This window comes from Paenibacillus sp. PL91, assembly GCF_012935325.2.
Classification (GTDB): Bacteria; Bacillota; Bacilli; order Paenibacillales; family Paenibacillaceae; genus Pristimantibacillus.
The window spans coordinates 35,585-59,449 of the sequence record NZ_JABBYG020000023.1 but is presented as its reverse complement, the minus strand read 5'-3'; the positions used below and the strand labels follow the sequence as shown (position 1 = coordinate 59,449).

Annotated in this window: 23 protein-coding genes and 1 riboswitch; of the genes, 13 read left to right on the top strand and 10 right to left on the bottom strand. The window is 50.1% G+C overall.

Annotated features, from left to right (window positions below; translation table 11 throughout):
* Positions 1-227: 227 nt before the first annotated feature.
* Positions 228-1,097, bottom strand: coding sequence for an agmatinase (gene speB / locus HI950_RS30980; protein WP_076271583.1), 870 nt, complete (start codon positions 1,095-1,097; stop codon positions 228-230).
* 38 nt (positions 1,098-1,135) lie between these two features.
* On the bottom strand, positions 1,136-1,963 hold the full coding sequence (speE, locus tag HI950_RS30975) for a polyamine aminopropyltransferase (protein ID WP_053373276.1): 828 nt from the start codon (positions 1,961-1,963) through the stop codon (positions 1,136-1,138).
* Positions 1,964-2,145: 182 nt separating this feature from the next.
* Here speE and HI950_RS30970 point away from each other — a divergent pair, with 182 nt between their 5' ends.
* From HI950_RS30970 to HI950_RS30940, 7 genes are all read left to right on the top strand, one after another.
* Positions 2,146-4,245 carry a transglycosylase domain-containing protein gene (locus HI950_RS30970; protein ID WP_169090168.1) on the top strand — a complete coding sequence of 700 codons (2,100 nt, stop codon included), beginning with the start codon at positions 2,146-2,148 and terminating at the stop codon, positions 4,243-4,245.
* Positions 4,246-4,417: 172 nt separating this feature from the next.
* Positions 4,418-4,708 (top strand): hypothetical protein, encoded by a 291-nt coding sequence (locus tag HI950_RS30965; RefSeq protein ID WP_169090170.1) that lies wholly within the window; start codon positions 4,418-4,420, stop codon positions 4,706-4,708.
* A gap of 276 nt (positions 4,709-4,984) precedes the next feature.
* Positions 4,985-5,965 (top strand): ubiquinol oxidase subunit II, encoded by a 981-nt coding sequence (cyoA, locus tag HI950_RS30960; protein WP_223285622.1) that lies wholly within the window; start codon positions 4,985-4,987, stop codon positions 5,963-5,965.
* Positions 5,966-6,027: 62 nt separating this feature from the next.
* On the top strand, positions 6,028-7,998 hold the full coding sequence (locus HI950_RS30955; RefSeq protein WP_169090172.1) for a cbb3-type cytochrome c oxidase subunit I: 1,971 nt from the start codon (positions 6,028-6,030) through the stop codon (positions 7,996-7,998).
* A complete protein-coding gene (gene cyoC, locus HI950_RS30950) occupies positions 7,998-8,639 on the top strand; it encodes a cytochrome o ubiquinol oxidase subunit III (RefSeq protein ID WP_169090174.1) in 642 nt (213 codons plus the stop codon). Before HI950_RS30955 ends, cyoC begins: the two co-directional genes overlap by 1 nt.
* Position 8,640: 1 nt before the next feature.
* Positions 8,641-8,970, top strand: coding sequence for a cytochrome o ubiquinol oxidase subunit IV (cyoD, locus tag HI950_RS30945; RefSeq protein WP_169090176.1), 330 nt, complete (start codon positions 8,641-8,643; stop codon positions 8,968-8,970).
* A 163-nt stretch (positions 8,971-9,133) separates the two neighbouring features.
* Positions 9,134-10,141 (top strand): GNAT family N-acetyltransferase, encoded by a 1,008-nt coding sequence (locus tag HI950_RS30940; RefSeq protein ID WP_169090178.1) that lies wholly within the window; start codon positions 9,134-9,136, stop codon positions 10,139-10,141.
* A gap of 69 nt (positions 10,142-10,210) precedes the next feature.
* On the opposite strand, the gene HI950_RS30935 is transcribed toward HI950_RS30940, so the two are convergent.
* From HI950_RS30935 to HI950_RS30915, 5 genes are all read right to left on the bottom strand, one after another.
* Positions 10,211-10,894 carry a hypothetical protein gene (locus HI950_RS30935; RefSeq protein WP_169090180.1) on the bottom strand — a complete coding sequence of 228 codons (684 nt, stop codon included), beginning with the start codon at positions 10,892-10,894 and terminating at the stop codon, positions 10,211-10,213.
* Positions 10,891-12,063 (bottom strand): hypothetical protein, encoded by a 1,173-nt coding sequence (locus HI950_RS30930; protein WP_169090182.1) that lies wholly within the window; start codon positions 12,061-12,063, stop codon positions 10,891-10,893. The genes HI950_RS30935 and HI950_RS30930 overlap by 4 nt, the downstream gene beginning before the upstream one ends.
* 27 nt (positions 12,064-12,090) lie before the next feature.
* Entirely contained in the window at positions 12,091-12,651 is a 561-nt protein-coding gene (locus tag HI950_RS30925; RefSeq protein ID WP_169090184.1) for a hypothetical protein, read from the bottom strand.
* Positions 12,648-13,271 carry an RNA polymerase sigma factor gene (locus tag HI950_RS30920; RefSeq protein ID WP_191297159.1) on the bottom strand — a complete coding sequence of 208 codons (624 nt, stop codon included), beginning with the start codon at positions 13,269-13,271 and terminating at the stop codon, positions 12,648-12,650. Before HI950_RS30920 ends, HI950_RS30925 begins: the two co-directional genes overlap by 4 nt.
* 136 nt (positions 13,272-13,407) lie before the next feature.
* Positions 13,408-13,932, bottom strand: a complete 525-nt coding sequence (locus tag HI950_RS30915; RefSeq protein WP_169090186.1) for a YwhD family protein — start codon at positions 13,930-13,932, stop codon at positions 13,408-13,410.
* 106 nt (positions 13,933-14,038) lie between these two features.
* Between HI950_RS30915 and HI950_RS30910 the strand changes: the two genes are divergently transcribed.
* From HI950_RS30910 to HI950_RS30890, 5 genes are all read left to right on the top strand, one after another.
* Entirely contained in the window at positions 14,039-16,054 is a 2,016-nt protein-coding gene (locus HI950_RS30910) for a M1 family metallopeptidase (RefSeq protein WP_169090188.1), read from the top strand.
* Positions 16,055-16,081: 27 nt separating this feature from the next.
* A complete protein-coding gene (locus HI950_RS30905) occupies positions 16,082-16,897 on the top strand; it encodes a hypothetical protein (protein ID WP_169090190.1) in 816 nt (271 codons plus the stop codon).
* Between the two features lie 132 nt (positions 16,898-17,029).
* Positions 17,030-17,614, top strand: coding sequence for a hypothetical protein (locus tag HI950_RS30900; protein ID WP_169090192.1), 585 nt, complete (start codon positions 17,030-17,032; stop codon positions 17,612-17,614).
* Between the two features lie 397 nt (positions 17,615-18,011).
* Positions 18,012-18,163, top strand: a riboswitch (cyclic di-AMP (ydaO/yuaA leader).
* Positions 18,164-18,166: 3 nt separating this feature from the next.
* Positions 18,167-18,643, top strand: a complete 477-nt coding sequence (locus HI950_RS30895; protein WP_169090194.1) for a C40 family peptidase — start codon at positions 18,167-18,169, stop codon at positions 18,641-18,643.
* 137 nt (positions 18,644-18,780) lie between these two features.
* Positions 18,781-20,124, top strand: a complete 1,344-nt coding sequence (locus HI950_RS30890) for a cryptochrome/photolyase family protein (RefSeq protein WP_169090196.1) — start codon at positions 18,781-18,783, stop codon at positions 20,122-20,124.
* 151 nt (positions 20,125-20,275) lie between these two features.
* On the opposite strand, the gene HI950_RS30885 is transcribed toward HI950_RS30890, so the two are convergent.
* A complete protein-coding gene (locus HI950_RS30885) occupies positions 20,276-21,502 on the bottom strand; it encodes an MFS transporter (protein WP_169090199.1) in 1,227 nt (408 codons plus the stop codon).
* Between the two features lie 160 nt (positions 21,503-21,662).
* On the opposite strand from HI950_RS30885, the gene HI950_RS30880 reads away from it, so the two are divergent.
* The gene (locus HI950_RS30880) at positions 21,663-22,139 is read left to right on the top strand and encodes a GNAT family N-acetyltransferase (RefSeq protein ID WP_169090272.1); all 477 of its coding nucleotides are present in this window, start codon (positions 21,663-21,665) and stop codon (positions 22,137-22,139) included.
* Here HI950_RS30880 and HI950_RS30875 read toward each other — a convergent pair.
* Both HI950_RS30875 and HI950_RS30870 read right to left on the bottom strand, forming a co-directional pair.
* On the bottom strand, positions 22,136-23,371 hold the full coding sequence (locus tag HI950_RS30875; protein ID WP_169090201.1) for an EAL domain-containing protein: 1,236 nt from the start codon (positions 23,369-23,371) through the stop codon (positions 22,136-22,138). The two genes, HI950_RS30880 and HI950_RS30875, sit on opposite strands and share 4 nt — an antisense overlap.
* A gap of 130 nt (positions 23,372-23,501) precedes the next feature.
* Positions 23,502-23,795, bottom strand: coding sequence for a hypothetical protein (locus HI950_RS30870; protein WP_169090202.1), 294 nt, complete (start codon positions 23,793-23,795; stop codon positions 23,502-23,504).
* Positions 23,796-23,865 lie beyond the last annotated feature (70 nt).

The following is a 23,865-nucleotide window of genomic DNA, read 5'->3' as shown; positions in this document are numbered from 1 at the left end:
CCAACAATAACTCCTCCTCTATTTCTCTTCTGTTTCTAGTTTTCCCATGCATCCACTTCATGTTCCATTGTTTACCTCAACTATAATAATTTAATTATTCAGAATTGTCATTCGATTAATTTGTCGATTTTCGGATATCTTGTCGAACCTATTCATCAATAACGCAAAAAGGCTTCGCCTTAAACGGATTAACCGTTCGGGCGAAGCCTTTTTATTGCAAATAGAATTTATTTCAAAAATCCTAGCAGCATCTCACGGATAACTTTCGCCGCAACGATCTGCGTTTGTTCGGTTGGATCATAAGCCGGAGCTACCTCAACGAGGTCGAAGCCAACGATATTCACGCCTGAACGCGCAATTGCATGTACCGATTCGATGAGCTCCTTCGACGTAATGCCGCCCGCTTCCGCTGTACCTGTACCTGGCGCTGCGGATGGATCCAGCACATCGATATCAATCGTCAAGTAAACCGGACGCCCTTCAAGCTCTGGCAGCACCTTCTTCAGCGGCTCCAGCACCTCGAACGGGTGGAAGTTAATGTTCTCGCGTGCATACTGCCATTCCTCGCGTGAGCCCGAACGAATACCGAATTGGTAAATGTTCTGTCCGCCCATTAGGCCGGCTGCTTTGCGCAGCGGTGTCGAGTGGGACAACGGCTCGCCTTCATACGACTCGCGCAGATCGGCATGAGCGTCGAAGTGGATGATCGCAAGATCAGGATATTTCTTGTACACCTCTTGGAAAATCGGCCAAGAAACAAGATGCTCGCCGCCGAGTCCAACAGGGATTTTGCCATCGTCTAGAACGCCGCGAACGAATTCGCCGATGATTTCCAAGCTGCGCGCTGCATTTCCGAAGGGAAGCAGCAGGTCGCCGGCATCGAAATATTCAATATCCTCGAGGCTGCGATCCAGATATGGGCTGTATTCTTCAAGTCCGATCGACACCTCGCGAATGCGAGGGGGGCCGAAGCGCGAGCCTGGACGGAAGCTGACCGTGAAATCCATCGGCATGCCGTAGATAACCGCTTTAGAAGCTTCATAGTTGTCAGAGCTCAGGATGAAGACATTGCCTGAATATTTTTGATCCAATTTCATAAGGCTTGTCCTCACTTTCCTATAACGTAAGCCGCTTATTACTTAATAAGGTCTTCAACGAACTTAGGAAGCACAAATGCTGCCTTGTGAAGACGCGGCGTGTAGTATTTGGTATCGATTTCCGGAATAGCTGTCTCGTCAACAGCCGTAGGATCGTACTTTTTGCTGCCCATCGTGAACGTCCATAGACCGCTTGGGTAAGTCGGGATATTCGCGCCGTATACACGAACAATTGGGAATACTTCCTTCACGTCTTTGTTTACGCTTTGGATAAGGTCAGCCTTGAACCAAGGGTTGTCCGTTTGCGCGACGAAGATGCCGTCTTCCTTCAAGGACTCGTAGATGCCTTGGTAGAAGCCTTTTGTGAATAGGTTTGCGGCAGGGCCAACCGGCTCTGTTGAGTCAACCATAATGACATCGTACGTGTTTTTATGATCATGAATATGCATGAAGCCGTCGTTTACAAGCACTTCAACACGCGGGTTGTCGAGCTCGCCAGCGATGGATGGCAAATATTTTTTGGAGTATTCAATGACTTTTCCGTCAATGTCGACAAGAACAGCCTTCTTCACCTTAGGGTGTTTCATGACTTCACGAATAACGCCGCCGTCTCCGCCGCCAACTACAAGCACGTACTCCGGGTTCGGATGCGTGAAAAGAACAGGATGCGCAACCATCTCGTGGTAAACGAATTCATCCTTAACCGTTGTCATAACCATGCCGTCAAGGACGAGCATCGTTCCGAACTCTTCTGTCTCGATCATATCAAGCTGTTGAAAATCCGTTTGTTCATTAACATACGTTTTAGTAATCTTCGCCGTAATGCCGAAGCTGTCTGTTTGTTTTTCCGTATACCACAATTCCATGTCGAAAATCCCTTCTTTCCTTCAATCGTTCAATCGTAATTATAGTAAATTAGGCCAAAAAAGCAACCTTTTCAACCTTTTATACAAAAATTTAATGATCCGCCCGCTCCGCGTGAATAGGGTGTTCCCCGTTTTTCCATACTAAGGAAAAGTGAAGCTATGCGCTGAAGGGAGCCCGCTCCATGAAAAAGCCTTCCAACCAGCAGGGCAAGCCAAGACGCCGTCCTGCTTTTCCTATTATAACCGAGAGGTTCCTTTCCCAATTCTTGAAAATGAAAAAGTGGCTGCGATGGACTGCTGCCGCTCTAACTCTATTGCTGCTCATCATGGTGGGCACGCTCATTTATTTGAGCATGCAGACGCTGCCTGTCGCCGCTATCAGCCAAACATCCCAAATGCTCGATCTGCATGGCAACGTCATCGACACCTTCCATGCCGGCGAGAATCGCCGCTCCGTGCAGCTGTCGGATATTTCGCATTATGTTGTTGAAGCGACGCTTGCGATTGAAGATCGCCGCTTCTACGATCATCGCGGCTTTGATATGAAGGGAATGGCGCGCGCCGTTATGGTGAACGTTCAGAGCTTGTCCGCGCGGCAAGGGGCGAGCACACTCACTCAGCAGCTTGCACGCAATCTGTATTTGACGCATGAGCGAACCTGGCAGCGCAAAGTGAAGGAAGCAATGTATACCGTTCAGCTCGAAATGAGCTACTCCAAGGATGAAATTCTCGGCATGTACCTGAATCAAATTTATTACGGCCATGGCTCCTACGGCATTGAAGCCGCTGCGATGATGTATTTCAATAAGCATGCCTCCGAGCTCTCGCTTGCAGAAAGCGCCATGCTGGCCGGCATACCGAAGGGGCCAAAATATTATTCCCCTTACCTGAATATGAAAAACGCGAAGGACCGTCAGCTTACCATTTTGCAGGCGATGCTCGAAGGGGGCTCCATCACATCCGAGCAGGCGGATGCCGCATATGCGGAGGTGCTCAATTTCCAGACGCTCGGCTCTGGCGAGCAGGAGGGGTTCGCGCCGTACTTTCGTGACTATATAAGGTATATAGCTGTCGACAAGCTTGGCATCAACGAGCATTTGCTCAATGAGGGCGGGATTACGATCTATACGACGCTTGATCCGGAAGCCCAATCGACAGCCGAAGAGGTCATTGCGGATGGGATTCCACAAAGCTCGGAGCAGCAGGCCGCTCTTATTGCCATTGATCCGCGCAACGGTTATATCAAAGCGATGGTCGGCGGCAGAAACTACAAGAAGAACCAGTACAACCGCGTATTTGCCAAAACGCGCCAGCCTGGCTCCTCCTTCAAGGCTTTCTTGTATTTAACCGCCCTGCAGAGCGGGTATATGTCGCCCATGACACGCTATAAGAGCGAACCGACCGTGTTCACTTATGATGAAGGCCGCAAGACATACGAGCCTCGCAACTACGGCGATAAGTATTTGAATGAGTTAATCGATATGCGAAAGGCGCTGGCAAGCTCGGATAATATTTATGCGGTCAACACGATCATGACCGTTGGCGCAGATAAAGTCATCGAGACCGCGCGGAAGCTCGGCGTTGATAGTCCGATGCAGCCGGTTCCGTCCCTTGCGCTTGGCACCTTCCCGGTCAGCCCGTTTGAGATGGCTTCCGCCTTCGGCACGTTCGCAAACGGCGGCATCCATGAGGAGCCAATCGCGATTATTCGGATCGAGGACCGCAAGGGCCAAGTTTTATATGAAGCGGAACATAAATCCGAGCAAGCGGTGACCGCTGCGGAAGCTTATGTGATGACCAGCTTAATGGAGAGCGTGTTTGAAGAAGGCGGCACCGCATTCCGGGTCTCTTCTATTATTAAGCGTCCTGTTGCAGGCAAGACAGGCACGACACCTACGGATGCATGGCTCGTAGGCTACACGCCTGAGCTGGCGACAGCCGTATGGGTCGGCTACGACAAGGATCGCAAGCTAACCGTAGCCGAGGCATATCGCGCAGCTCCAATATTCGCCAAGTTTACCGAACAGGCGCTTGCCTCTGTGCCGCCGAAGATCTTTCCGATTCCGGAAGGCGTCGTTACGGTGTACATTGATCCGACCAGCGGAAAGCTGGCCGAGGGCAGCTGCCCGAACAGGCGACTCGAAACGTTCCTTAGCGGTACGGAGCCTACTGCCGTATGCGGTGAGTCTGCGGGCGAGGATGGCAGCGATTCCGCGGGAGACGGAGCAAAGGCGGGACGACGTTCTTGGTGGTCTGATCTGAAGCGCTGGTGGACTGATTAAAAAGATTGCTTCTTTCATATCCTATTGAAGCTTCCGTTTATGCCGATGCCATGACCTTCGCACATTTTTGTCCGATTTATGATCAAAAAGTGAATTTTCTTTGAACAAAAGCATGGTGTTGTGTTATAGTAAACATAAGAAAACACTTACAATGTAACCGGGAGTGTTCAATATGACAACGAAAACAGCAACAATTAGCCATGTTCAGCCTTCAAAGTCGGATGTCAAGCGCCTTGTTAAAGCGATGACAGCAATTGCTTGGGTTGTTCTATCTATTGGCGTTTTGCTCAGTGTAGCCAATTTAAGCCACTTCAGTGATCAAAATGTCGGACTTATGGTCGGCATCGGATTCCTAATCGGCAGCGTTCATATTTATGTCATCGGCACAGCGATTGGACTCGTCCACGCACGCCTGAATCAAGAACAGCCGTCGAATGATTTGAGCGAGCATAACCGCAAATAATGGCCGCACCTAGCGGAGCAAATAGACAGTCCTATTTGGTCGATGACCGGATGGGGCTGTCTATTTGTTTTGGACATGAGACAAAAGGGATGAATTTGGGTAATCATCGGTAAAGCGATTGGCCCTAAAAATGCTCCTAAATGTAACAGTTGTCTAAGCAGTGAACTTTCTATTACAGAAAAAAGACGAATTCTTGACGTAATTGTTAACCCCGCAGTTATTCCGTTGCGGATCTGCTATTGTAGTCGTAAGCAGTAATTTTGAGGAGTTGAACTGATGATGAGACCGTATCTTCGCATGCTGACACCCGTACTTATTATGTTAATGGCCGTTATGCTTTCCGGCTGCGGTGAGCAATACATTGTGCTCGATCCGAAAGGGCCAATCGGCGAGTCTCAAAAAGACTTGATTTATTTTTCTACCATTCTGTGTGCGGTTATCATCGTGCCTGTACTCATCCTGACAGCCGTTATCGTCTGGCGGTACCGCGATAAACCAGGCAGCAAGGCTTCCTATAAGCCAAACTGGGAGCATAGCACGAAGCTAGAGATTACATGGTGGAGCATTCCGATTGTCGCCATCCTAATCCTTGCAATCGTCACTGTTAAATACACCTATGCGCTTGAGCCTTCCAAGCCGATTGAATCTGCTAAGGCGCCCATTACCATTCAAGTCACATCGCTCGACTGGAAATGGCTGTTCAAATATCCCGATGAGGATATTGCGACGGTCAACTACATCAAGATACCGGAAGATGTGCCGATTAAGTTTCAAGTCACGTCCGACACGGCGATGAACTCCTTCTGGGTTCCACAGCTCGGCGGGCAAATTTATTCCATGTCCGGCATGGCCATGACCCTATTCCTTCAAGCGGATGAGCAAGGCAGCTATTATGGCTCCGGCGCAAACTTCACGGGTAAAGATTTTGCGAAAATGACCTTTAAGGTCGATGCTACCTCGGAGGAAGATTATAAGGCGTGGGTAAGCGAAGTAAAAGCGTCGTCTCCGGCTCTGACTATGGAAGGCTTCGAGAAGCTAACCGAGCCAAGCACATCGGATGTACAGCTATTCTCCAGCTTCCCTGAAGGCTTGTTCAATAAAGTAGTCATGCAGTATATAAACGGCGGCGGTGGCGCTCATCAGCATCATGGCGGCGAAGCCGTACAGTCTGAGGCAACCGCTGATGAAGAGAAAGCACCGGCTGATACGGACGCAAGCAGCAATGACTCTAACGCACATAGCCATGCGGGTCATTAAACCAGTAACAAGCGAATGCTTTTGAAGCGAGTTTGTTCCACAAACTTTTAGGAGGACCCCAAATGTTAGACAAAATTAAAGACTTCGCATCCGAATTTTTCGTTACTGGCGATCCGCTTATTCTAGGGGCTCAAGTGTCGATCGGATTGTCGATTGTCGCCATCATATTCGTTCTTACCTTTTTCAAAAAATGGCGCTGGCTTTGGACCGAATGGCTGACTAGCGTCGATCATAAGAAGATCGGCATCATGTACATCATCGCCTCCATTCTCATGCTGTTCCGCGGCGGCGTCGATGCGCTGCTCATGCGGGTTCAGCTAGCCGCACCGGAGCTTGAGTTCTTGGTTCCGGAGCATTATAACCAGATATTCACGACGCATGGCGTAATCATGATTTTGTTCATGGCGATGCCGCTTATGTTCGGTCTATTCAATATCGTCGTTCCTCTGCAAATCGGAGCGCGCGACGTCGCCTTTCCGTTCCTGAACTCCCTAAGCTTCTGGATGTTCTTCTTTGGAGCGATGCTGTTTAATGTTTCCTTTATTATCGGCGGCTCGCCTGATGCAGGCTGGCTCGCATATCCGCCGCTCTCTGAGCTCTCGGGCAGTCCGGGACTCGGACAGGACTTCTATATCTGGGGTATTCAGATTTCAGGTATCGGCTCCTTGGCAACCGGTATTAACTTTGTCGTCACGATCTTGAAAATGCGTGCGCCTGGCATGAAGCTTATGCAAATGCCGATGTTCGTATGGTCGGTTCTCTCGTCTTGTATTACCATTATGTTCGCATTCCCGATTTTGACCGTTACGCTGTTCCTACTGTTCATTGACCGCTATCTCGGCGCGCATTTCTTTACGCTCGACGGCGGCGGCAATCCGATGATGTATATCAACCTCATCTGGATGTGGGGACATCCCGAAGTATATATCGTAATTTTGCCGGCATTCGGCATATTCTCCGAGATCGTCTCGGCGTTCTCGAAGAAAAAGCTCTTCGGATACAAATCGATGGTATTCGCCCTTATGTCGATCAGCTTCTTCTCTTTCTTCACTTGGGCGCATCACTTCTTCACCATGGGCTCCGGCGCAAACGTCAATGCATTCTTTGCCTTAACGACGATGCTAATCGCCATACCGACCGGGGTAAAAATATTCAACTGGCTGTTTACGATGTATCGGGGCCGAATTAAATTCACGACTCCGATGATGTGGACGGTTGCGTTTATACCGTGCTTTGTCGTCGGCGGGATGACCGGGGTACTCCTATCGGTTGCACCGGCTGACTTCCAGTTCCATAACAGCTACTTCCTGATCGCGCATTTCCATCAGGTGCTTATCGGCGGTGTCGTGTTCGGTTATTTCGCGGGTCTCTACTACTGGTGGCCAAAAATGTTCGGCTTCCGCTTGCATGAGGGGCTTGGCAAATGGGCATTCTGGTTCTGGAACATCGGCTTCTACGTTTGTTTCATGCCGCAATACGCGCTTGGCTTGATGGGTATGACACGCCGCTTCAACGCATACGACTTCGATATGGGTTGGCAGCCGCTTAACGTTGTATCGACAGTAGGTGCCTTCTTAATGGGTATCGCGTTTATTTTCCAAGTGTGGCAAATCGCGCACAGCATTAAGTTTTTCAAGAAAGAGAAAGACGGCGACGCATGGGATGGCCGTACGCTGGAATGGTCGATTCCTTCGCCAGCACCGCTTTATAACTTTGCTCGCTTGCCGCAGGTTACGAGCCAAGATGAGTGGTGGGAAGAGAAGCAGCGCATTGCGAATGGGCAGCCTGCCAAGCCGCTCGCTCCGCTTGAGCCGATTCATATGCCTAAAAACTCGGGCATCCCGTTCATCATGTCGCTATGCTGGTTTACAGCCGGCTTCGGATTCGTATGGGATTGGCTGTGGATGGCGATACCGGGTCTAATCGGCGTAGCCATATGTATGCTTGTTCGTTCGTTCTCGTACGATACCGATTACTACATTCCGGTAGATGAGATTGAGCGCACGGAAGCAGCGTTAAGGGGGACAAAATAATGGCACATGCAGTTTCCACTCCAGCAGGAGCACATGGCGGACACGGTGCCGGTCACGGCGGCGGTCACCATGATGACCATCACGATCAAGAATCGATGAAATTGTTCGGCTTCTGGCTGTTTCTAATAACCGACGTTATTTTATTCGGTACGTTGTTCGCTACCTTTGTCGTCCTCCGTCTCAATACGGACGGCGGACCGACAGGCGCGGAATTGCTCGAAATGAACGGCATTATCATCTCGACCTTCATTCTCCTGACAAGCAGCTTCACGAGCGGCATAGCCGTTCTTGAAATGAACAAAGGCAACAAGCGCGGCTTGATTCTCTGGCTCGCGATTACTGCTTTGCTTGGCGCATCGTTCGTATTCCTTGAAGTGAACGAGTTCATGCATTTGGTGCATGAGGGCGCTAATATTGGAACGAGCGCCTATTGGTCCGCCTTCTACGTCCTAGTCGGGACGCATGGACTTCACGTTTCGGTCGGCCTTGTCTGGATGGTCGCGCTGATCGTTCAGCTAAGCCGCCGCGGAATCACGCCGGTTACCAAGCGCAAGGTAAGCATTATCAGCTTGTACTGGCATTTCTTGGACGTCGTATGGATCTTCGTATTCACGATCGTTTACTTGATGGGGGTGATGTAGGATGGAAAAGCATAACACGCATGCGCAGGATGCGCACGGCTCCCATGGCGGGTCGATGAAGTCTTATGTCATCGGTTTTCTATTCTCCATCATTCTGACGATTATACCGCTCGTTGTCGTAATGAATGATCTACTCAATAAAACGGCTACAACCGTGCTTATTCTGATCATGGCGGTTTTGCAGTTCGCTGTTCAATTGATCTTCTTCATGCATATCCGCGATGAGGAGAAGCCGCGCTTCAATCTCATGGCGCTTATATTCGGCCTCGTCATCTTGATGACAATCGTCGCTGGCTCCGTCTGGATTATGACATACAATGCGGTTGGCTGATCATCAGCAGCCGTAGAGGATAAACCCAATAAAGGCTGTGTCATCGTTGAATTAACGGTGGCGCAGCCTTTTTGATTATAACCAAACTCTCCCTTTCGACGCTTGAGCGCACCGTGGGATAATCATGTTATAAGATTGTTCAAATGAAAGCGAGGCAACCAGCATGTCCATTAAGCTTCGTCCTCTGCAGCTGCCGAATGATTATGAGCGGCTTGCGGAATTGTTGAATCAAGTATGGTCGGAACCGACAACAGCAGCTAATCTGCTTGAGGCAGATCAGAAGCTTTATGAGGTCGGGCACACCTGGATGGATGAGAACGGGCTCCTCGCCGGATACGATCGGGAGCGTCAGGTTGCGGTAACGGAGACAGGAGAAATGGTGGGCTATGCCTGGTCATGGCGAGCACCATGGACAGAGCCGGGCTATTTGTGCAACACACTTGTGGTGGATGAGGCGTACCGCAATCGCGGAATAGGGCAGCTGCTGCTTCAGCATATCGGGTATTGGGCGCTGAAAATCGGCGCAACCGCGCTTATAACGGAAGTCTGGGACGACAACGAGGCTGCGCTCCGCTTTGCGAATCGGCGTGCCTTTGTTATCGAGCGCCACGCGTTTCAATCGCTTCTGCAGCTGGATTGCGATGAAGGAAAGCCTTTAGCCGATATTCCTGCCATGCCTGAACCTGCAGGACTGCGCTTTCTGACTTTAGCCGATGAGCCTGGCGAGGAAAGCGAGCACAAGCTGTATGAGCTGTACAAGGAAACGCTAGTGGATATCCCTGGCTTTATGGGTGCTGTGCCGGAATTTGGGGAGTGGCGCAAATGGTATTTGATGGTGGACGGCTATGCGCCTGAGCGAGTCATCATCGCTGCTGATGGCGATACCTTCGTCGGCATTACGAACGTTTTGCACAATGCCAGTACGAACGGCATGTATCATGAATATACCGGCGTGAGCAGAGCCTATCGCGGCAAGAAGATAGCGCTTGCCCTAAAAATAAAAGCGATAGAGCTAGCACAGCTAAAGCGCGCCTCGTATATTCGAACGGACAATGATTCGCTCAACGAACCAATCCTTCACATCAATCGCAAGCTTGGCTACGTTCCTCTTCGCGGCTCCTATCGTATTCTCGCTCCTGTTGCGCAGGTCATGGATAGCCTGGGCAGATGAGCCCCTAAATCAAAACGAGCCGTCTAAGACGAGATATTCTCGAATCAGACTGCTCGTTATTTATGCGGATCACCGTCCACGCTGCACGACCTCGACGCCTTTCGGCACAGTTAGCGTGAGCTCCTCGTTAACGGTGTCGGAGACTAACCTGCCATCCCGATGTTCAACCGCCCCAATCATCACATACATCGTTTTGCCGACGATATTGGTTTGCATCATTTTATGATCCAAACTCTCCAGCTTCTCGGCGGACCAGTACTTTACCTGCCCAAAAAGCTTCAGCTCGCGTGCATCACTTTCTCCATATTCTACGCTGCTTAACGAATGGATGACGATTTTGTCGACCTCCGCAGGCACCTTCACCGCTTTGGCGTCAACAAACGCCGAACGCTGCGTCATTTGCAGCCCGCGCTGAAGCTCATCGAACAAACCGGTCGACATAAGCAGAGAGAGTCCGAGGCTTGCCGTTCCGATCACCCCGACAAAAAAGACACTTATCCAGTCATAACGCACGATTGCCCGCTCGCTGCTGGAAAACTTCAGATAGAGCAGCAACTCTGCGCCCAGCATTATAAAAACAACCGGCGCTACCCACATGAGCACGTCATAGGCTTCGATATCCTGCCAGAGGGATACAGCCAGCGCCGTACCCATGAGCATCAGCGTCACGCCCATCGACAGCGAGCCGACGCGCCAAGTGCGTATGCCGCCTTGTGCTTGAACTGCCGGATTAGATAGGTTCGCCGTACTCACCGCGACTCCTCCTCTCGCTTGCTAAGCGATGTAGGGATCGCAGGCGGAGCGCCTTTTCCTAAATGCGTCATTTTGTTTCTGCCAAAGGCTAGACGCTGGCCAATAATAATCATGATGAACGCTACTGCAACCGTTGGAACCATATACTTGAGCTGCTTGTATTGCGCATACATTTTTGCCGAAATGCGATAAGTTGCCTCTAGTGCGACTTGATCCAGCAAATAGTAAACGCCAAAGCCCAGCAGTGCGATGCCGAACCAGCGCTGATAGGGCACCAGCTGCGTCAGCACAGGCTCATCGACAAGCGTCTGGCGTTCGTAGCGTGACGTCTGCTGCAGCGCATCAAAAAATGCGAAGCACCAGAACAGCGGAAGGAGGAAGAAGAACAGCGACAAGCGCATATTGTCCATAATATAGATGGTCAAGAGGAAGCCGCCCATGAGCTGAAGCCCCCGCTTCTGCAAGCCCAAATAGAGATGCCCCGCTCCCGGAAAAATCGATAAGGCAATGGCCAGCACCTTGCTCTTGCGTCCGGAGGCGATATATGACTCCATGTCCTCGAATATGGCACGGTCAAGGAGAATTTCCCCGCGCTGCTTGGCATGCAGCTTGCCGATCGCATCAAACATGCTGTATACCCATATAACGGGCAGCGCCAGCAAGAAGACCAGCAGCTCAGCTCTATGCGTGATCATGCTCAAGAAGACGATAATCGCAAACCAGCCAATGAACGAGATCATAAACGTAATGCCGCGCTGCATGAGACCGATACTCATATGCCCAAGGCCCGGAATAAAGGATAGCATAATCGTACGCGTCTTCTCACGCTGATACTCCAGATTTAACGGCACATAACCAGCACTATGCTCGGCATAAGGATCATAGGGATGATGGTGGTTCGGTTGTCCCCCCAGAGGTCCTTTTCCTAGTAAAAGGGTGAAGAGCATATCGACCATGTTAATAAACCCGCTAAGTATAGCGACAAAGAGCAGGAAAAAACCAAACCCATCATCGATGCCCGAATTGGTAATGGCTAATAGAAGAAGCAATCCTAATGGGCCAAAGAAAGCTCCTCCATACAAGACGGCGCGTACCGGGCGGCCAATATAGCCATGCCCTACGCCTGGTATAAACGAAAGTAAAAACGCCGCTAAAGGGCTTTTGCTCATTGCTGTTTCAGTCCTTTCCTTGTCCATTTATTTATAACGTGTCGCTTGCAGCCCATCCAGCCATGATCCGGTCTGGTTGACCATTTTGTCCGACCATGATTCCGATTGCTTGGTTGTCGATTCCGGCTGCATAGGCGGCTCTGTTGGCTGAACATTCACATTTATATTGACATTCAAATTCACGTCCAGCTGCGCCAGCTTCTGAGAGAAGGAGGCAAAGGTTCCACTGGCGAGCAGCAGCAGCGTTATCGAGGCGGCAATCGTATAATGCGTCGCCGGATGCTGCAGCCATTGGCGGAGACGGCGAGGCTTCTGCTTCACCTCGCTGGTCTTAAGCGGTTGTTCAGCATTTTCACTATGAAGAACCTGCTCGCTTACTAACTGCGCCACGACACGCTCCTCCATTAGCTCCATATCCGGCGAGGGAAGGAATGCTTCATTCTCGGTTGATTCCATGATAGCTATAAATAGCTGCAAGCAAGAATCGCAAGCAGTCAGATGCAGCTCCGCCTGCATACGCTCAACCTCATTTAGGGCGTCGTTTACGTAGCAAAACATTTGATCCGGCGATATGTGCTCATTCCTCATTCGAAATCCTCCTTCCGCCAATGGCGCCTCATCCAGCTTCTTGCTCGGTATAGCCTTGACTCTACGCTTTTGAGTTCCAATCCAGTCTCAGCCGCAATTTGTTCATAGGATTTGTCTTCCATATAATAAGCGGTTACGACCTCACGATAATTATCCGGCATTTCTCCAACGCGTTCGCGAACGTGCTGCCTATCCTCCTGCTCAATTGCGAGCTGCTCGGCAGCCGGCATCGACGCGGCATCCTCTTGCAGCTTGTCCGACATTTCCTCGCTATCAATCAGCTCTTCCGGTCTGCGGGCTTTGCTTCGTTTGAAATCGATCGCTCGATTAACGGCAATACGGGTAATCCAGGTCTTGAGCCCGTCCAATCGGCAATTCGGAAGGGAGCGATAAATTTGCAGCAGCACTTCCTGCGTTATATCCTCCGCATCATGCGGAGAATGAAGTACGGCGAAGACTGTTCTATATATATACGGACCATATGCCTGCACGAAAGGGCCATAATGCTCGGGCCCGCCCTTTTGTACCGTTCTGATCCAATCCTCGTCTTGAATGTCGCTCCCCTCCTTCCCAATCTTATAGACGTCAGCTCGCCCTTCATACCCTGCACATGCAGCCAAAAAACTTTTTAAGTGTTTCCGGCGAGCCTCTTACAACGCGGAAAACCTCATCATTCGCAAGAGTGGCTCTACGAACGATGAGGTTCTCATCCTTTATTGACGTTATGCTCCTGCCATGCGCGGGCTAAGCCTGCTGTTACGCGTTCAACGCTTGCTTAAGCTCTTCCGGTGAACGATCCCACCACTCTAGGTTATGCTCCTCAAGCAGCTTGCGAAGCGCCGCTTTCTCCACATCGCCTAGCTCGCCCAAATTGTAGCGCCGTTTGAGCGCTTGATCCAGCTTGTTCACGTGGTCAGGAAGAATCTTCCATCCACGGCGAGCCTCGGAATCGATCAGCATCTCGCATGCCGTCGCGCCTGCATAGTAGGACCCTTCCTCATTGCGGTCGACCGCAACCCATACGATCCAGCATTGGCGGCCATTCGGCGTATCCTCTTTATTCGGCGTAAACTTAATGCCGCGCTCGACCTTGCTCTTCGCATGCATTGCGCCAACATCGATATAAGCGACGCCATCATCAATGATTACACAAGCTACAGCGCTCAAATCGATCGTTCCTGCTCCAAAGCCTTTATGTTTTTTGCTGCTCACTACGTTGAGCGACAGTGATTTCTTTTCCTTCTTTTCCGGCTCGGCCGGTTGCCCTTGTTCTTCCGTCATGCGTATTCACACCTTCCCCAATACAATAATTCCATTTTAGCTAATAATCCTTGAAAAGCAAACATATACATGCTGTAGATGCTTGTCAACGGGAGGGAAACGTTCAATGACTCCACGCTATTTCAAACGCATTTTACTCGTAATACTCGCAGCTGTGCTGCTCGGCTTGTCTGTGCAGCATGGCTTCGGGACTGCTTGGCAATCCCAATATACTTATGCTTTCGCCCCCGCCGCCAAAGCCAAGCAAACACCTGCCCCTGCTCAAAACTCGGCCAAGCCGCCGCTTGTACAGGAGCCGAATACGGTCATGACACCTAAGCCGCAAGCGCTCAGCAAACGTGTCGTTGAGTACCATATCAACGTTCATTTGCTAAATGATGCGAAGCGCTTGAATGGCGATCAGACCGTAACCTGGACCAACCCCGGCAAAAAAACAGTGTCCGAGCTCTATTTCAATCTTTACCCGAATGCCTTCCAATCAGACAAATCAACATTTATGCAGGAATCCGGCGGCAAGCTGCGCCAGGACAAAGCAACTACGAACAGCCAGGGCTTTATGAAGCTGAATACGCTAGAAACGCTTAATGGCGAGAGTCTTCTGCCTCGTCTGCAATACGTACAGCCCGACGACGGCAATTCGAACGACTTCACCTTAGCCAAAATTCGGCTGCCAGAGCCTATTGCTCCAGGCAAGTCCGTTACGCTGCGCATGGGGTATGAGGTGAAGCTGCCTGAGGTATTCGCAAGAATGGGCTACTCTGGTAATTTCGTAATGGCGGGGCAATGGTTTCCCAAAATCTCGGTTTATGAGACTGTCGGCACGAGAGGTCGAACATCTGAAGGCTGGAACGTTCATCAATACCATGGCAACTCCGAATTTTACAGCGACTTTGGCATATACAGCGTTCGGATTAAAGTACCCGAAGCCTACACGGTTGCGGCAACCGGCTTCCAGACGAAGGCGATTGAAATCAAGGATCAAATGAAGGTTTACCAATTTTATGCCGATGACGTTCATGACTTTGCATGGTCGGCATCCCCGGACTTCGTCTATGAGGAAACCGCCTACTCCGATACAGGCATACCTGGAGTACGGATTAAGCTCTATCTGGATCCAAGCCATGCCAAGCTTAAGGATCGTTATATGCATGCCGCTAAATCCGCGCTTGCAAGCTACGCGAAATGGTATGGCGAATACCCATACAGCACGCTGTCGATCGTCGTGCCTCCCAAAGGGGCAAACGGTGCTGGAGGCATGGAGTATCCAACGCTTATTACCGCATTCGCAGCCGAGAAGGAAAATCCCGGCTATGATCTGGAGCGAACGGTCGTGCATGAGATTGGTCACCAATATTGGTACGGCATGGTCGCCTCCAATGAGTTCGAGGAAGCTTGGCTCGACGAGGGCTTTACGTCCTACGCCGAGGACAAGGTTATGGAGACGACGTACGGAATGGAAGCGAATCTGCCTATGGAAGCCAGCTACATGACCAATCCTGCGCCGCTCAAGCAGCCATCCTGGGCCTACGGCAGCCACACGCAATATGCCGAGAACGTATATATGCGAGCGAAGCTCGTGCTCGTTGGCATCGAGAATCAAGTTGGCTCCAGAACGATGCAAAAGATTTTACGGACCTATTTCCAAAAGTATAAGTTTAAGCATCCTTCCACTGCCGACTTCCAGCGTGTAGTAGAGACCGTGACGAAGGAGAAATGGCATGATTACTTCAGCCAATATGTGTGCGACGACCAAATGGCCGATTTTTCGGTCGAATCGATCCACGTTCGCCCGGTTACGCAGGATGGCGCAAATATGTACGAGTCGGTTGTGCTTGTCAAGAAGAACGGCGGCAGCAACGGAGAGATAAAGGTCGTTTTGCAGTTCACCGACGGCAGTAAAATAACGAAGCTATGGAGTGCCGAAGAGTCTCACATTCAATATACACAGCTGCATTCCGCGCCGCTTAAATGGGCGATGATCGATCCGGGTCACAGCAACGTACTCGACAATAAGCTCATCAACAACTATATGCAGGCCGAGCTGCCGGAGGATAAGCGTACGAGGTGGAGCATCGGCGCAGTCAAGCTGCTCGAAGGGCTGTTCGGATCGCTGAGCTGGTAAGTAATTGCGTTCAAGGAGCGATAAACGATGAAGATACATGTGAAGCAAGGCTGGCAACTCGCGGTTAAACATTTTTATCTCGTTATATTATTATTTTTGTATCAGCTGCTATGGGGGTTTTTCCTCTATCGCTTCATTGATTCGGTCGTCTCGCCGCTGCTGCGGCGGTATCCGAGCTCCTATCCTTCTGACACCGCTGCCCAGCTCTTCTTGACCGAAGCCCAGTTCCAGCTGTTCAAGACCGATCTGATCACTCCGTACGTGTGGACGCTGGGCAGCCTTATGGTTATTAGAATGCTGCTTACGCCCTTGTTTAACGCCGGTCTGTTCTACTCGCTGAATCAAACGAGATTAGATGGAGGAACCCGGTTTCTAGAGGGCATTCGCAAAAATTGGAAGGCTGTTGTCCTTCTCTACTGGATGGAAAGCGTCTTATCGCTGGCCCCCGCTTGGTGGCTGCTCCCGCGCGGGCTCGATGCGCTTCTGGAGAGCGGCTCCATTCCGGAGCTGCTGGGAGCCGTGCTGCCTGGCGCCGGCCTGTGGCTGCTGTGGGGAACGGTGCTGCATCTCCTGTTTCTTGCTATGCAATTCGGCGCCACATCGGGCGAGGGCGTATTCCGCTCCTTATGGAAGGCTCTCCGAAACTTTATCTCCTTCGCCGCCATTTCACTCATCATGTGGGGGATCGGAGCAGCTGCCGGACTCGTTGTCACCAGCTTATCGATGCTTTGGGCCGGCTTGTTCGCGCTCATCCTTCATCAAGGTTATTACCTCGTGAAAACATTAATGAAGGTATGGACCATAGCCGCACAGTATGATTGTCTGCAGACGAAACAAACCTAACCTGAAGAAGCCTTCGGCTCCACAAATTATTGTGGATACGAGGCTTTTTTTATTTTTAGACAGACCGCAACTAAATCATGGCATTTCTGTATATATACATGAAAGTAAATGAACAATGGAGGATACACATAAATGATGCGTAAAAAACTGATTTTATTATCCATGGTTTTGCTATTATCGGGCGGTACATTGGTTGCAGCAGACAAAATGTTACAAAAAGTAACGCTGCTTTTTAATAATAAGCAATCCATTGAAGATGGTTTATTAGTCGATGATAAGGTTTATATCAATATCCGTTCCTTGAGCGATTCCTTGCAGGCCTTCACGCAGTGGAAGGGGAGCGAGAAGAAGCTTGTCATTCAGAAGCCGAATGTTCATATGTTTTTGATGAATGAGAAACGAACGATGTTTGGGCAAGTCGATAAAGGTACTGTTCAGAAGTTTCTGGTGCAAGCGCAAATCGATAATTTGAATGTTGCTATCTCTGAATTCAAGGTCACCATTGTTGATCCTAATGATAAAGAAACGACCATTGACGGCCGCAGCCAATCGGATGATGATTTCAAGGAATTCGTCGAAAAAGATACCTTCTGGTTCAGCTCAAAGCTGGTCTCCTATGACTTTAAGCTTTCAGGCAAATACAAGCTCCGGTTCTGGATGGAGCAGAAGAACGAAGGCGCGCAGCTTATCTCTGAAAAAATCATTACTGCGAAATAATAGCTTGTCTACATGTAGATGGAGTTGTCTTTCAAGATGATATATCTTGAGGGACAGCTCCTTTTTCATGCCGCAAACTGAAGTTTTCACTCGAAATTCTTCGCATGAGAGTTTTTTAATCTTTCTCCGCAAAATGCTATAATACCGCCATTATCCGCATGATTGAATAGTCTTTAAGACAGGATGCCAAGGGGACAAATCGGTATATTTTACGCCTGATCCACATAATTAATGAAATTGAGTCATTGCATTTAGTTAGAAAGAACTACTAATGAGTGTTTATTTTACACAAAAAACGGTTAAACGAAGCAAATAGTCAAAAGGTTACATGAGAATTATTAGAAATAGTCAGGAAAGGCAGGAGATCAATGAAAATAATCGAATAATTCTCAAGAGCAATAAAAAACTGCCTAATTTCCTATTGGAAAACGGGGGAACCACTCTGGGTGAATTGATTCCGACGTCTGAGCTTTGTCAGCGCCTGAGGAGTCATAGGGAGCCTTCAACCGAACCCCACAGCTAACCTCGTCGGCATTGGAAGGAGTTTCACAATTGAAAAAGGTTACCGCATTACTACTGGGTCTCGTTCTCGTACTCGCTTTCCAGGCTGGGAGCGCTTTCGCAGACTCAAAACTAAACGGCTTCATCAATGATCTTATCGGTTCACCGTACAAAAGCGGCGGAACGTCGTCGAAAGGCTTTGATTGCTCCGGTTTTACGAGCTATGTGTTCGAAAAAATGGGCATTGAGCTTCCACGCACATCTGGCTCGCAAGCAAAATCAGGCGATAAGGTTGCTAAAGAGGACCTTATTCCGGGAGACCTTGTTTTCTTCGACACTGTCGGCGGAAACAACAGCACGGTATCCCACGTAGGCATTTACATAGGAGATGGCAAGTTCGCACACTCCTCTTCTAGCAGAGGCGTTGTGACAGACAAACTTAACTCCTCTTATTATGAAAATCGTTTTGTGACTGCTCGTCGTGTCATGGATACGGACTCTTTCCAAGCATACGCCGACGGACAATAGAGTAACCTATTTCCTCTCTGTATGAGAGTTGCACGGGTAGACTCACTCAGCAAAGCCGCAGTTGTTTGTCCTCAAGCGACAAATGACATGCGGCTTTGCTGTTATTGCGCCGCTAAGGGAGGAGGAGCAGTCTCATCATGTATTTATTTATTCATCGCAAGGATTTGCGTACCGAAGATTTGCGCGCATTCGATTATTTGAGAAAAAAAGATACGCAGGGCATTCATTTGCTAATCATAGATCCTGTCCTAACGGGCGGAGGCAGATTAAACAGTCATAGCGGTCGTAATTTTATGGCGCAAGCCGCCTCCCTGCTGCACAGCTATTCCAACGCGGGGAAAGAGCTGCATGTGCTGCATGGCGACCCTGCTTCGATTACCGAAGCGCTCTTAGAGGCGCATCCGATAGATGAGGTCATCGTTCATGCCGACTACACGCCTTATTCACGCCATCGCGACGAGCAGCTTCAGCTGACAGTCCGAGGCTTGAATCGCCGCTGGATGTCGATTGCAGATGCGCCGCTTGCCGATTTAGAAGCTTTCCCTGCTTTCGCTCGGCGATCCGAGCCTTATAAGGTGTTTACGCCCTTCTACCGCATGTGGAGCAGCTTTATGCTGGAGCATTACAGCTCGGTGGGCGATACGACGATTCAGGATCTCGCGACCTTAGCCGAAATCAATAGCAAAGTCGCTATTCAATTCGCGCTGCCAGATGTCATTTCTCATGCGCTTGGAGGCACGAGAGTGGAAGGCTCGCAAAAATCGTCAGCCATGCTGGATCGATTTGTACGCGAGCGCCTCGCCTCTTATGCGGGCAGACGGGACATTTACGCAGAGGAGCATACTAGCGGGCTCGCTCGCTTCTTGAACACCGGCGCCATCTCGGCGCGTCAATCCTACGAGCTTACGCAGGGCTTGCCCGGTGCCGAAGCTTGGACCCGTCAGCTCGCTTGGCGTGATTTCTACTTGTACCAAGCCATGTATCATGAAGACTACTTCCATTATGAGCAGCTGATGAACTTGTCCCCGCTCACTGATACTTTTTTTGAGGCCTGGTCTACTGCTGCCACCGGCATTCCGATCATCGACGCAGCCATGACGCAGCTGAACCGCACGGGGGAAATGCCAAATCGGCTTCGAATGGTAACGGCGATGTTTCTCACGAAAAACCTGCTTTGTCCGTTTACGCTTGGGGAGCAGCACTTTCGCCTTCACTTAAGCGACTATGACAATACGCTTAATCGCGGCGGCTGGCTGTGGTGCTCATCGCTAGGTTATGATGCAGCGCCTTACTTCCGCATCATGAATCCCGAGACGCAGTCGCGCACCTATGACCCTAGCGGCAGCTACATCCGTCGCTGGCTGCCTCATCTCGCCCATCTCTCGGACAAAGAGATTCATCAGCCGCTAAGCGGCGCCATCGTGGATCTAAAAGCGTCGCGCGCGCGAGCCATCGAGGTGTACAAGACCATTCTCAAATAGCTGGCACGGCTTTGGCTGGCTTTCGTTCGGACAATCATGCCTTTAATGTTGTGTTTGCTAATAAATAAACCTCCACCGCCGCTTTGAAACAGCGATTGTGGAGGTTTTTAACATTTATTTGATCATTAGACGGATTGATGTCAAGCAAGAGCTATAACCCGCGCTGCGCCTCTCTTCTTCCCAGCACAAGCATAGCCGCCAGCAGAAGCAGCATCAGCACGACAAGCAAGCTAATATACCATAGCGTGGATTGTACGTTATACTGGTCCATAAACCAGCCGGTCACTCTTGGGAAAATAGCGCCGCCAAGGCCGCCGCATGCCACAAGCAAGCTCGTTGTCCGCTCGGTCATTCCCGGAATGAGCTCATTGGCATAAACAAGGGCGATGCCGAAGATGCCTGAGAAGAATAAGCCGCTTAGCGCGACAAATACCAGCATCCAGCTGAGTTGCCCCATGACCGCCATAAAAACAAAGACGACCGAGGCGCCTGCCGTAGCGATGAGCAAATAACGCGAATACCCCATCCGATCGGCAAGCACGCCTGCAAAAAGGCGCCCAAGCACCATCGTTCCCCAGAACAGACTGAGCGCGGCAGCCGCACTCGATTCTTCAACGCCTGAGCGGACGATAAGAATAGACGGCAAATAGTTGGAGAAGCTCATCTCCATGCCGACATAAATCATAAAAAATAACGCCGATAACAGCAAAAACGGCAATGCTTTTCTCGGATAACCAAAGAAGGCTGACGATTCCGAAGCAGAAGGGACAACCGCAGCAACGTTAGCTTTGTCCGGCTCTGCCGCAGCTCTCGGAATATATCCAAGCTGATCATCAAGCTCCCCGAATGACATCGTTAGCCACAATACAAACGTTATGCCTGACATTGCGGCCAATATCGGAAAAGACACCTGCCAGACGTTCTGTTGAATCAGGTATGCAGCTGCAATCGGGATTAATAAAGCGCCTACGCCAAAAAAAGTTTCCAATCGGCTCATGGCAGAGGCCTTGCCGTTCTTTGCCAAATCGATGATCATCGCGCCGACGACTGCCTCCGTCATGCCGAAGCCGAAGCCCGCTAGCGGAGCAATCGCGAGCATCCATCCCCATGGGAGCAATAGACTATAGGCCGCCTCGCTAAGCGTCAATATGCCGATCGCGAGCAGCACAGCCCCCCTCTTCCCGATTCTTGTCGTAATAGAGGGCGCCAGCAGCACACCTACCAAAAATCCAAGAAACTGATTCATAATCCATTGCCCGCCGTCTTTATAGGTCAAGCTATAATATTCAATGAGCTGTTCCAAAATAGTCCCGCCCACGACATGGGCAACGCCGATGATCAAGTATGACAAGCAGCCAAGCCAAAGTAACTTTTTCATGCTTAAGGTTCTCCTTATATACGCACGTTCTCGCTGCGTCTATCTGCTATAATAAATTTGTTTCATTCATTCTTCACTTTAAACGAATGGATCGATCGGAGGCGACTGACCTGTGACGAACAAACAAAGCTCCATCCATTATAAACGAGATCCACTTGAAATGACCATATGTCCGCTTGAAACGGGTCTTGCCGAGGAAATATGCAGCTGGATTTATGAAGCGCCTTACGATATTTACAATTGGCCCGATTGGGGGCAAATGAAAAAGGACGGGATCGAATTTGGCGATCCCGTCCTTCGCGCAGCGCAATATGCCGCAGTTTTAGATGGTCAACAGAAGCTAATTGGTTTTGCGCAATTTTTCCCTTTAACGGGAGTAACCCGGCTTGGCCTTGGCCTGCGTCCCGACCTCTGCAGCCATGGACTCGGCCCCGCCTTCACACGGCTCATCGTTGCAGAGGCAAAGCGGCGCGCGCCGCAAAATGAAATTGATCTAGAGGTGCTCACTTGGAACACGCGTGCAGCTCGTGCTTACGAACGCGCCGGCTTCCGCATTACGGATACTTATTCGCGCTCGACCCCCACTGGCTTTGCCGAATGCCACTGTATGGTTTACGAAGAGGTTTCCCGAAATTAAAGCCGCTGGACTTCCCGTTCCGTATCCTTAAAATCCATAAATAAAATAAGTCCGGGTGCAACGAGCACCGAAACGGTTCGAATCCAAGCGTGAGATTCCAGATCTGTATAGGCGCGAGATACGATAGCACGGCGGTTCTCGTTCAGCAAAACGAGGTTAGGAACAAAGTAAGGCCGCCAGCTCCAGTTCGCACCGCGATACTGCTCCTCGCGCTGCCAGTCCTTGTCCGATTCGCGATAATAATTGGAGGACAGCTGAATGCCGTCCTCGTTGCACAAATAAACCCTTATACAATGGTCGTAAAGCTTGTGCAAGAGCAGCTCTATCCAATCATCCTTCTGCTCTGGAACACATGCCTTATTCACAACCTCGACAAGCTGCTCCGCTAGCTGCTCGGATTTTCTCTGCCAATAGCGCTCAGCCCCTAAGTAATGCAGCAGGCGCTGCTCAAGCTCCGACTCAATAATCGTCGCAAAGCAATCCGGCTCACGGAACTCTGGCTCTGCTCTCGCGAACATAAAGCCCTGCACATAACGAGCGCCTGCCTGAATCGAGCGGCTCAAATCCTCACGCGTCTCCACGCCTTCGACAAGCAGCGACGCTCCAATTTGCTCGGCTAGATCGGAGAAGGAGCGAAGCACGCCGAAATAACCGTCATGCGTCGCGCTCTTCTTGATCATATGAATATCAATTTTGAGCAAATTAGGCTGAATATGAGCAATGCGGTCCGTGCTGCTGAAGCCGCTGCCCACATCATCGATAGCGATTAAACAGCCTCGTGAGCGGTAAATATCAACGACGGCACGAAGTCCTTCCATCGAACCGTGAAAGCTCTCCTCGGTAATCTCAATCACAATTCGCTTCGGATCAATGCCGTACTTATCAAGCAGCGACAACGTGTAGAGCTCTCCGTTCTCCTCATACCGATAAATCCAAGACGGCTTCAAATTAATGAACAGCAGCGGCTTCTCTTCCGTCTTTGCCAGCTTTGAGAATGCCTGCTCGCGCAGGAGCCGATCCACGACGATATGGTCCTCTTCCGCTACCTGCGCGTTACAGAAAAAAGGCCCGAGGCTGCGAACCGAATCACCCTTGACTGCACGGCCAAGCACCTCATAGCCTATAATTTTTCTTGTATCCATCGCTATAATGGGCTGATAAAAAGCGGCTAGCGTTTCACCGTCTAAGCCAAGCGCTTCGGGCAGCGGCAACGATGATGGGCACTCCTTCATAGCGATCTCCTCTATGTGAACTACATGTTAAATTATCTGTCATACACTGAATAATATTGTAATGTAATCGACATAATTTGTAAAGATCCGACAGGCAATCTCCTCGTTTTTTGCAGGAATGTGTCGGAAGTTATATCAATCTAATAATTTGCGTCACTTTATCGTCATGCGACACTTCAATAATATGATGCTTGCTGTTATAAGTAATGACACCGCTGCCTACCTCGATAACGGGGTCCTCCCCTAAGCCGAAGAAAACATCATCCGCCAAAGCTTCCATCACCTCGAGCCGATCCTCGGTAGGCAGGACCGCCCATTCGGCAGGCTCCATTTCAAAAAAAGTATAGCTTCCCTCGATTTCAGCCACAGCTGTTGTCAAATCCTTCAATATATCTGCGTATTCTCTTGCATGTCTAACGCCCATTTGGATATACCACCTTTACCATCGTCATTTTTTGTACACATCTCTCTACTATTCTACCGCATTTTATCAA

What these genes read in the sequence shown, in the direction of transcription:
- speB (WP_076271583.1), bottom strand. Translation starts at nt 1,097, where the DNA reads ATGAAATTGGATCAAAAATATTCAGGCAATGTCTTCATCCTGAGCTCT.
- speE (WP_053373276.1), bottom strand. Translation starts at nt 1,963, where the DNA reads ATGGAATTGTGGTATACGGAAAAACAAACAGACAGCTTCGGCATTACG.
- HI950_RS30970 (WP_169090168.1), top strand. Translation starts at nt 2,146, where the DNA reads ATGAAAAAGCCTTCCAACCAGCAGGGCAAGCCAAGACGCCGTCCTGCT.
- HI950_RS30965 (WP_169090170.1), top strand. Translation starts at nt 4,418, where the DNA reads ATGACAACGAAAACAGCAACAATTAGCCATGTTCAGCCTTCAAAGTCG.
- cyoA (WP_223285622.1), top strand. Translation starts at nt 4,985, where the DNA reads ATGATGAGACCGTATCTTCGCATGCTGACACCCGTACTTATTATGTTA.
- HI950_RS30955 (WP_169090172.1), top strand. Translation starts at nt 6,028, where the DNA reads ATGTTAGACAAAATTAAAGACTTCGCATCCGAATTTTTCGTTACTGGC.
- cyoC (WP_169090174.1), top strand. Translation starts at nt 7,998, where the DNA reads ATGGCACATGCAGTTTCCACTCCAGCAGGAGCACATGGCGGACACGGT.
- cyoD (WP_169090176.1), top strand. Translation starts at nt 8,641, where the DNA reads ATGGAAAAGCATAACACGCATGCGCAGGATGCGCACGGCTCCCATGGC.
- HI950_RS30940 (WP_169090178.1), top strand. Translation starts at nt 9,134, where the DNA reads ATGTCCATTAAGCTTCGTCCTCTGCAGCTGCCGAATGATTATGAGCGG.
- HI950_RS30930 (WP_169090182.1), bottom strand. Translation starts at nt 12,063, where the DNA reads ATGAGCAAAAGCCCTTTAGCGGCGTTTTTACTTTCGTTTATACCAGGC.
- HI950_RS30925 (WP_169090184.1), bottom strand. Translation starts at nt 12,651, where the DNA reads ATGAGGAATGAGCACATATCGCCGGATCAAATGTTTTGCTACGTAAAC.
- HI950_RS30915 (WP_169090186.1), bottom strand. Translation starts at nt 13,932, where the DNA reads ATGACGGAAGAACAAGGGCAACCGGCCGAGCCGGAAAAGAAGGAAAAG.
- HI950_RS30910 (WP_169090188.1), top strand. Translation starts at nt 14,039, where the DNA reads ATGACTCCACGCTATTTCAAACGCATTTTACTCGTAATACTCGCAGCT.
- HI950_RS30905 (WP_169090190.1), top strand. Translation starts at nt 16,082, where the DNA reads ATGAAGATACATGTGAAGCAAGGCTGGCAACTCGCGGTTAAACATTTT.
- HI950_RS30900 (WP_169090192.1), top strand. Translation starts at nt 17,030, where the DNA reads ATGATGCGTAAAAAACTGATTTTATTATCCATGGTTTTGCTATTATCG.
- HI950_RS30890 (WP_169090196.1), top strand. Translation starts at nt 18,781, where the DNA reads ATGTATTTATTTATTCATCGCAAGGATTTGCGTACCGAAGATTTGCGC.
- HI950_RS30885 (WP_169090199.1), bottom strand. Translation starts at nt 21,502, where the DNA reads ATGAAAAAGTTACTTTGGCTTGGCTGCTTGTCATACTTGATCATCGGC.
- HI950_RS30880 (WP_169090272.1), top strand. Translation starts at nt 21,663, where the DNA reads ATGACCATATGTCCGCTTGAAACGGGTCTTGCCGAGGAAATATGCAGC.
- HI950_RS30875 (WP_169090201.1), bottom strand. Translation starts at nt 23,371, where the DNA reads ATGAAGGAGTGCCCATCATCGTTGCCGCTGCCCGAAGCGCTTGGCTTA.
- HI950_RS30870 (WP_169090202.1), bottom strand. Translation starts at nt 23,795, where the DNA reads ATGGGCGTTAGACATGCAAGAGAATACGCAGATATATTGAAGGATTTG.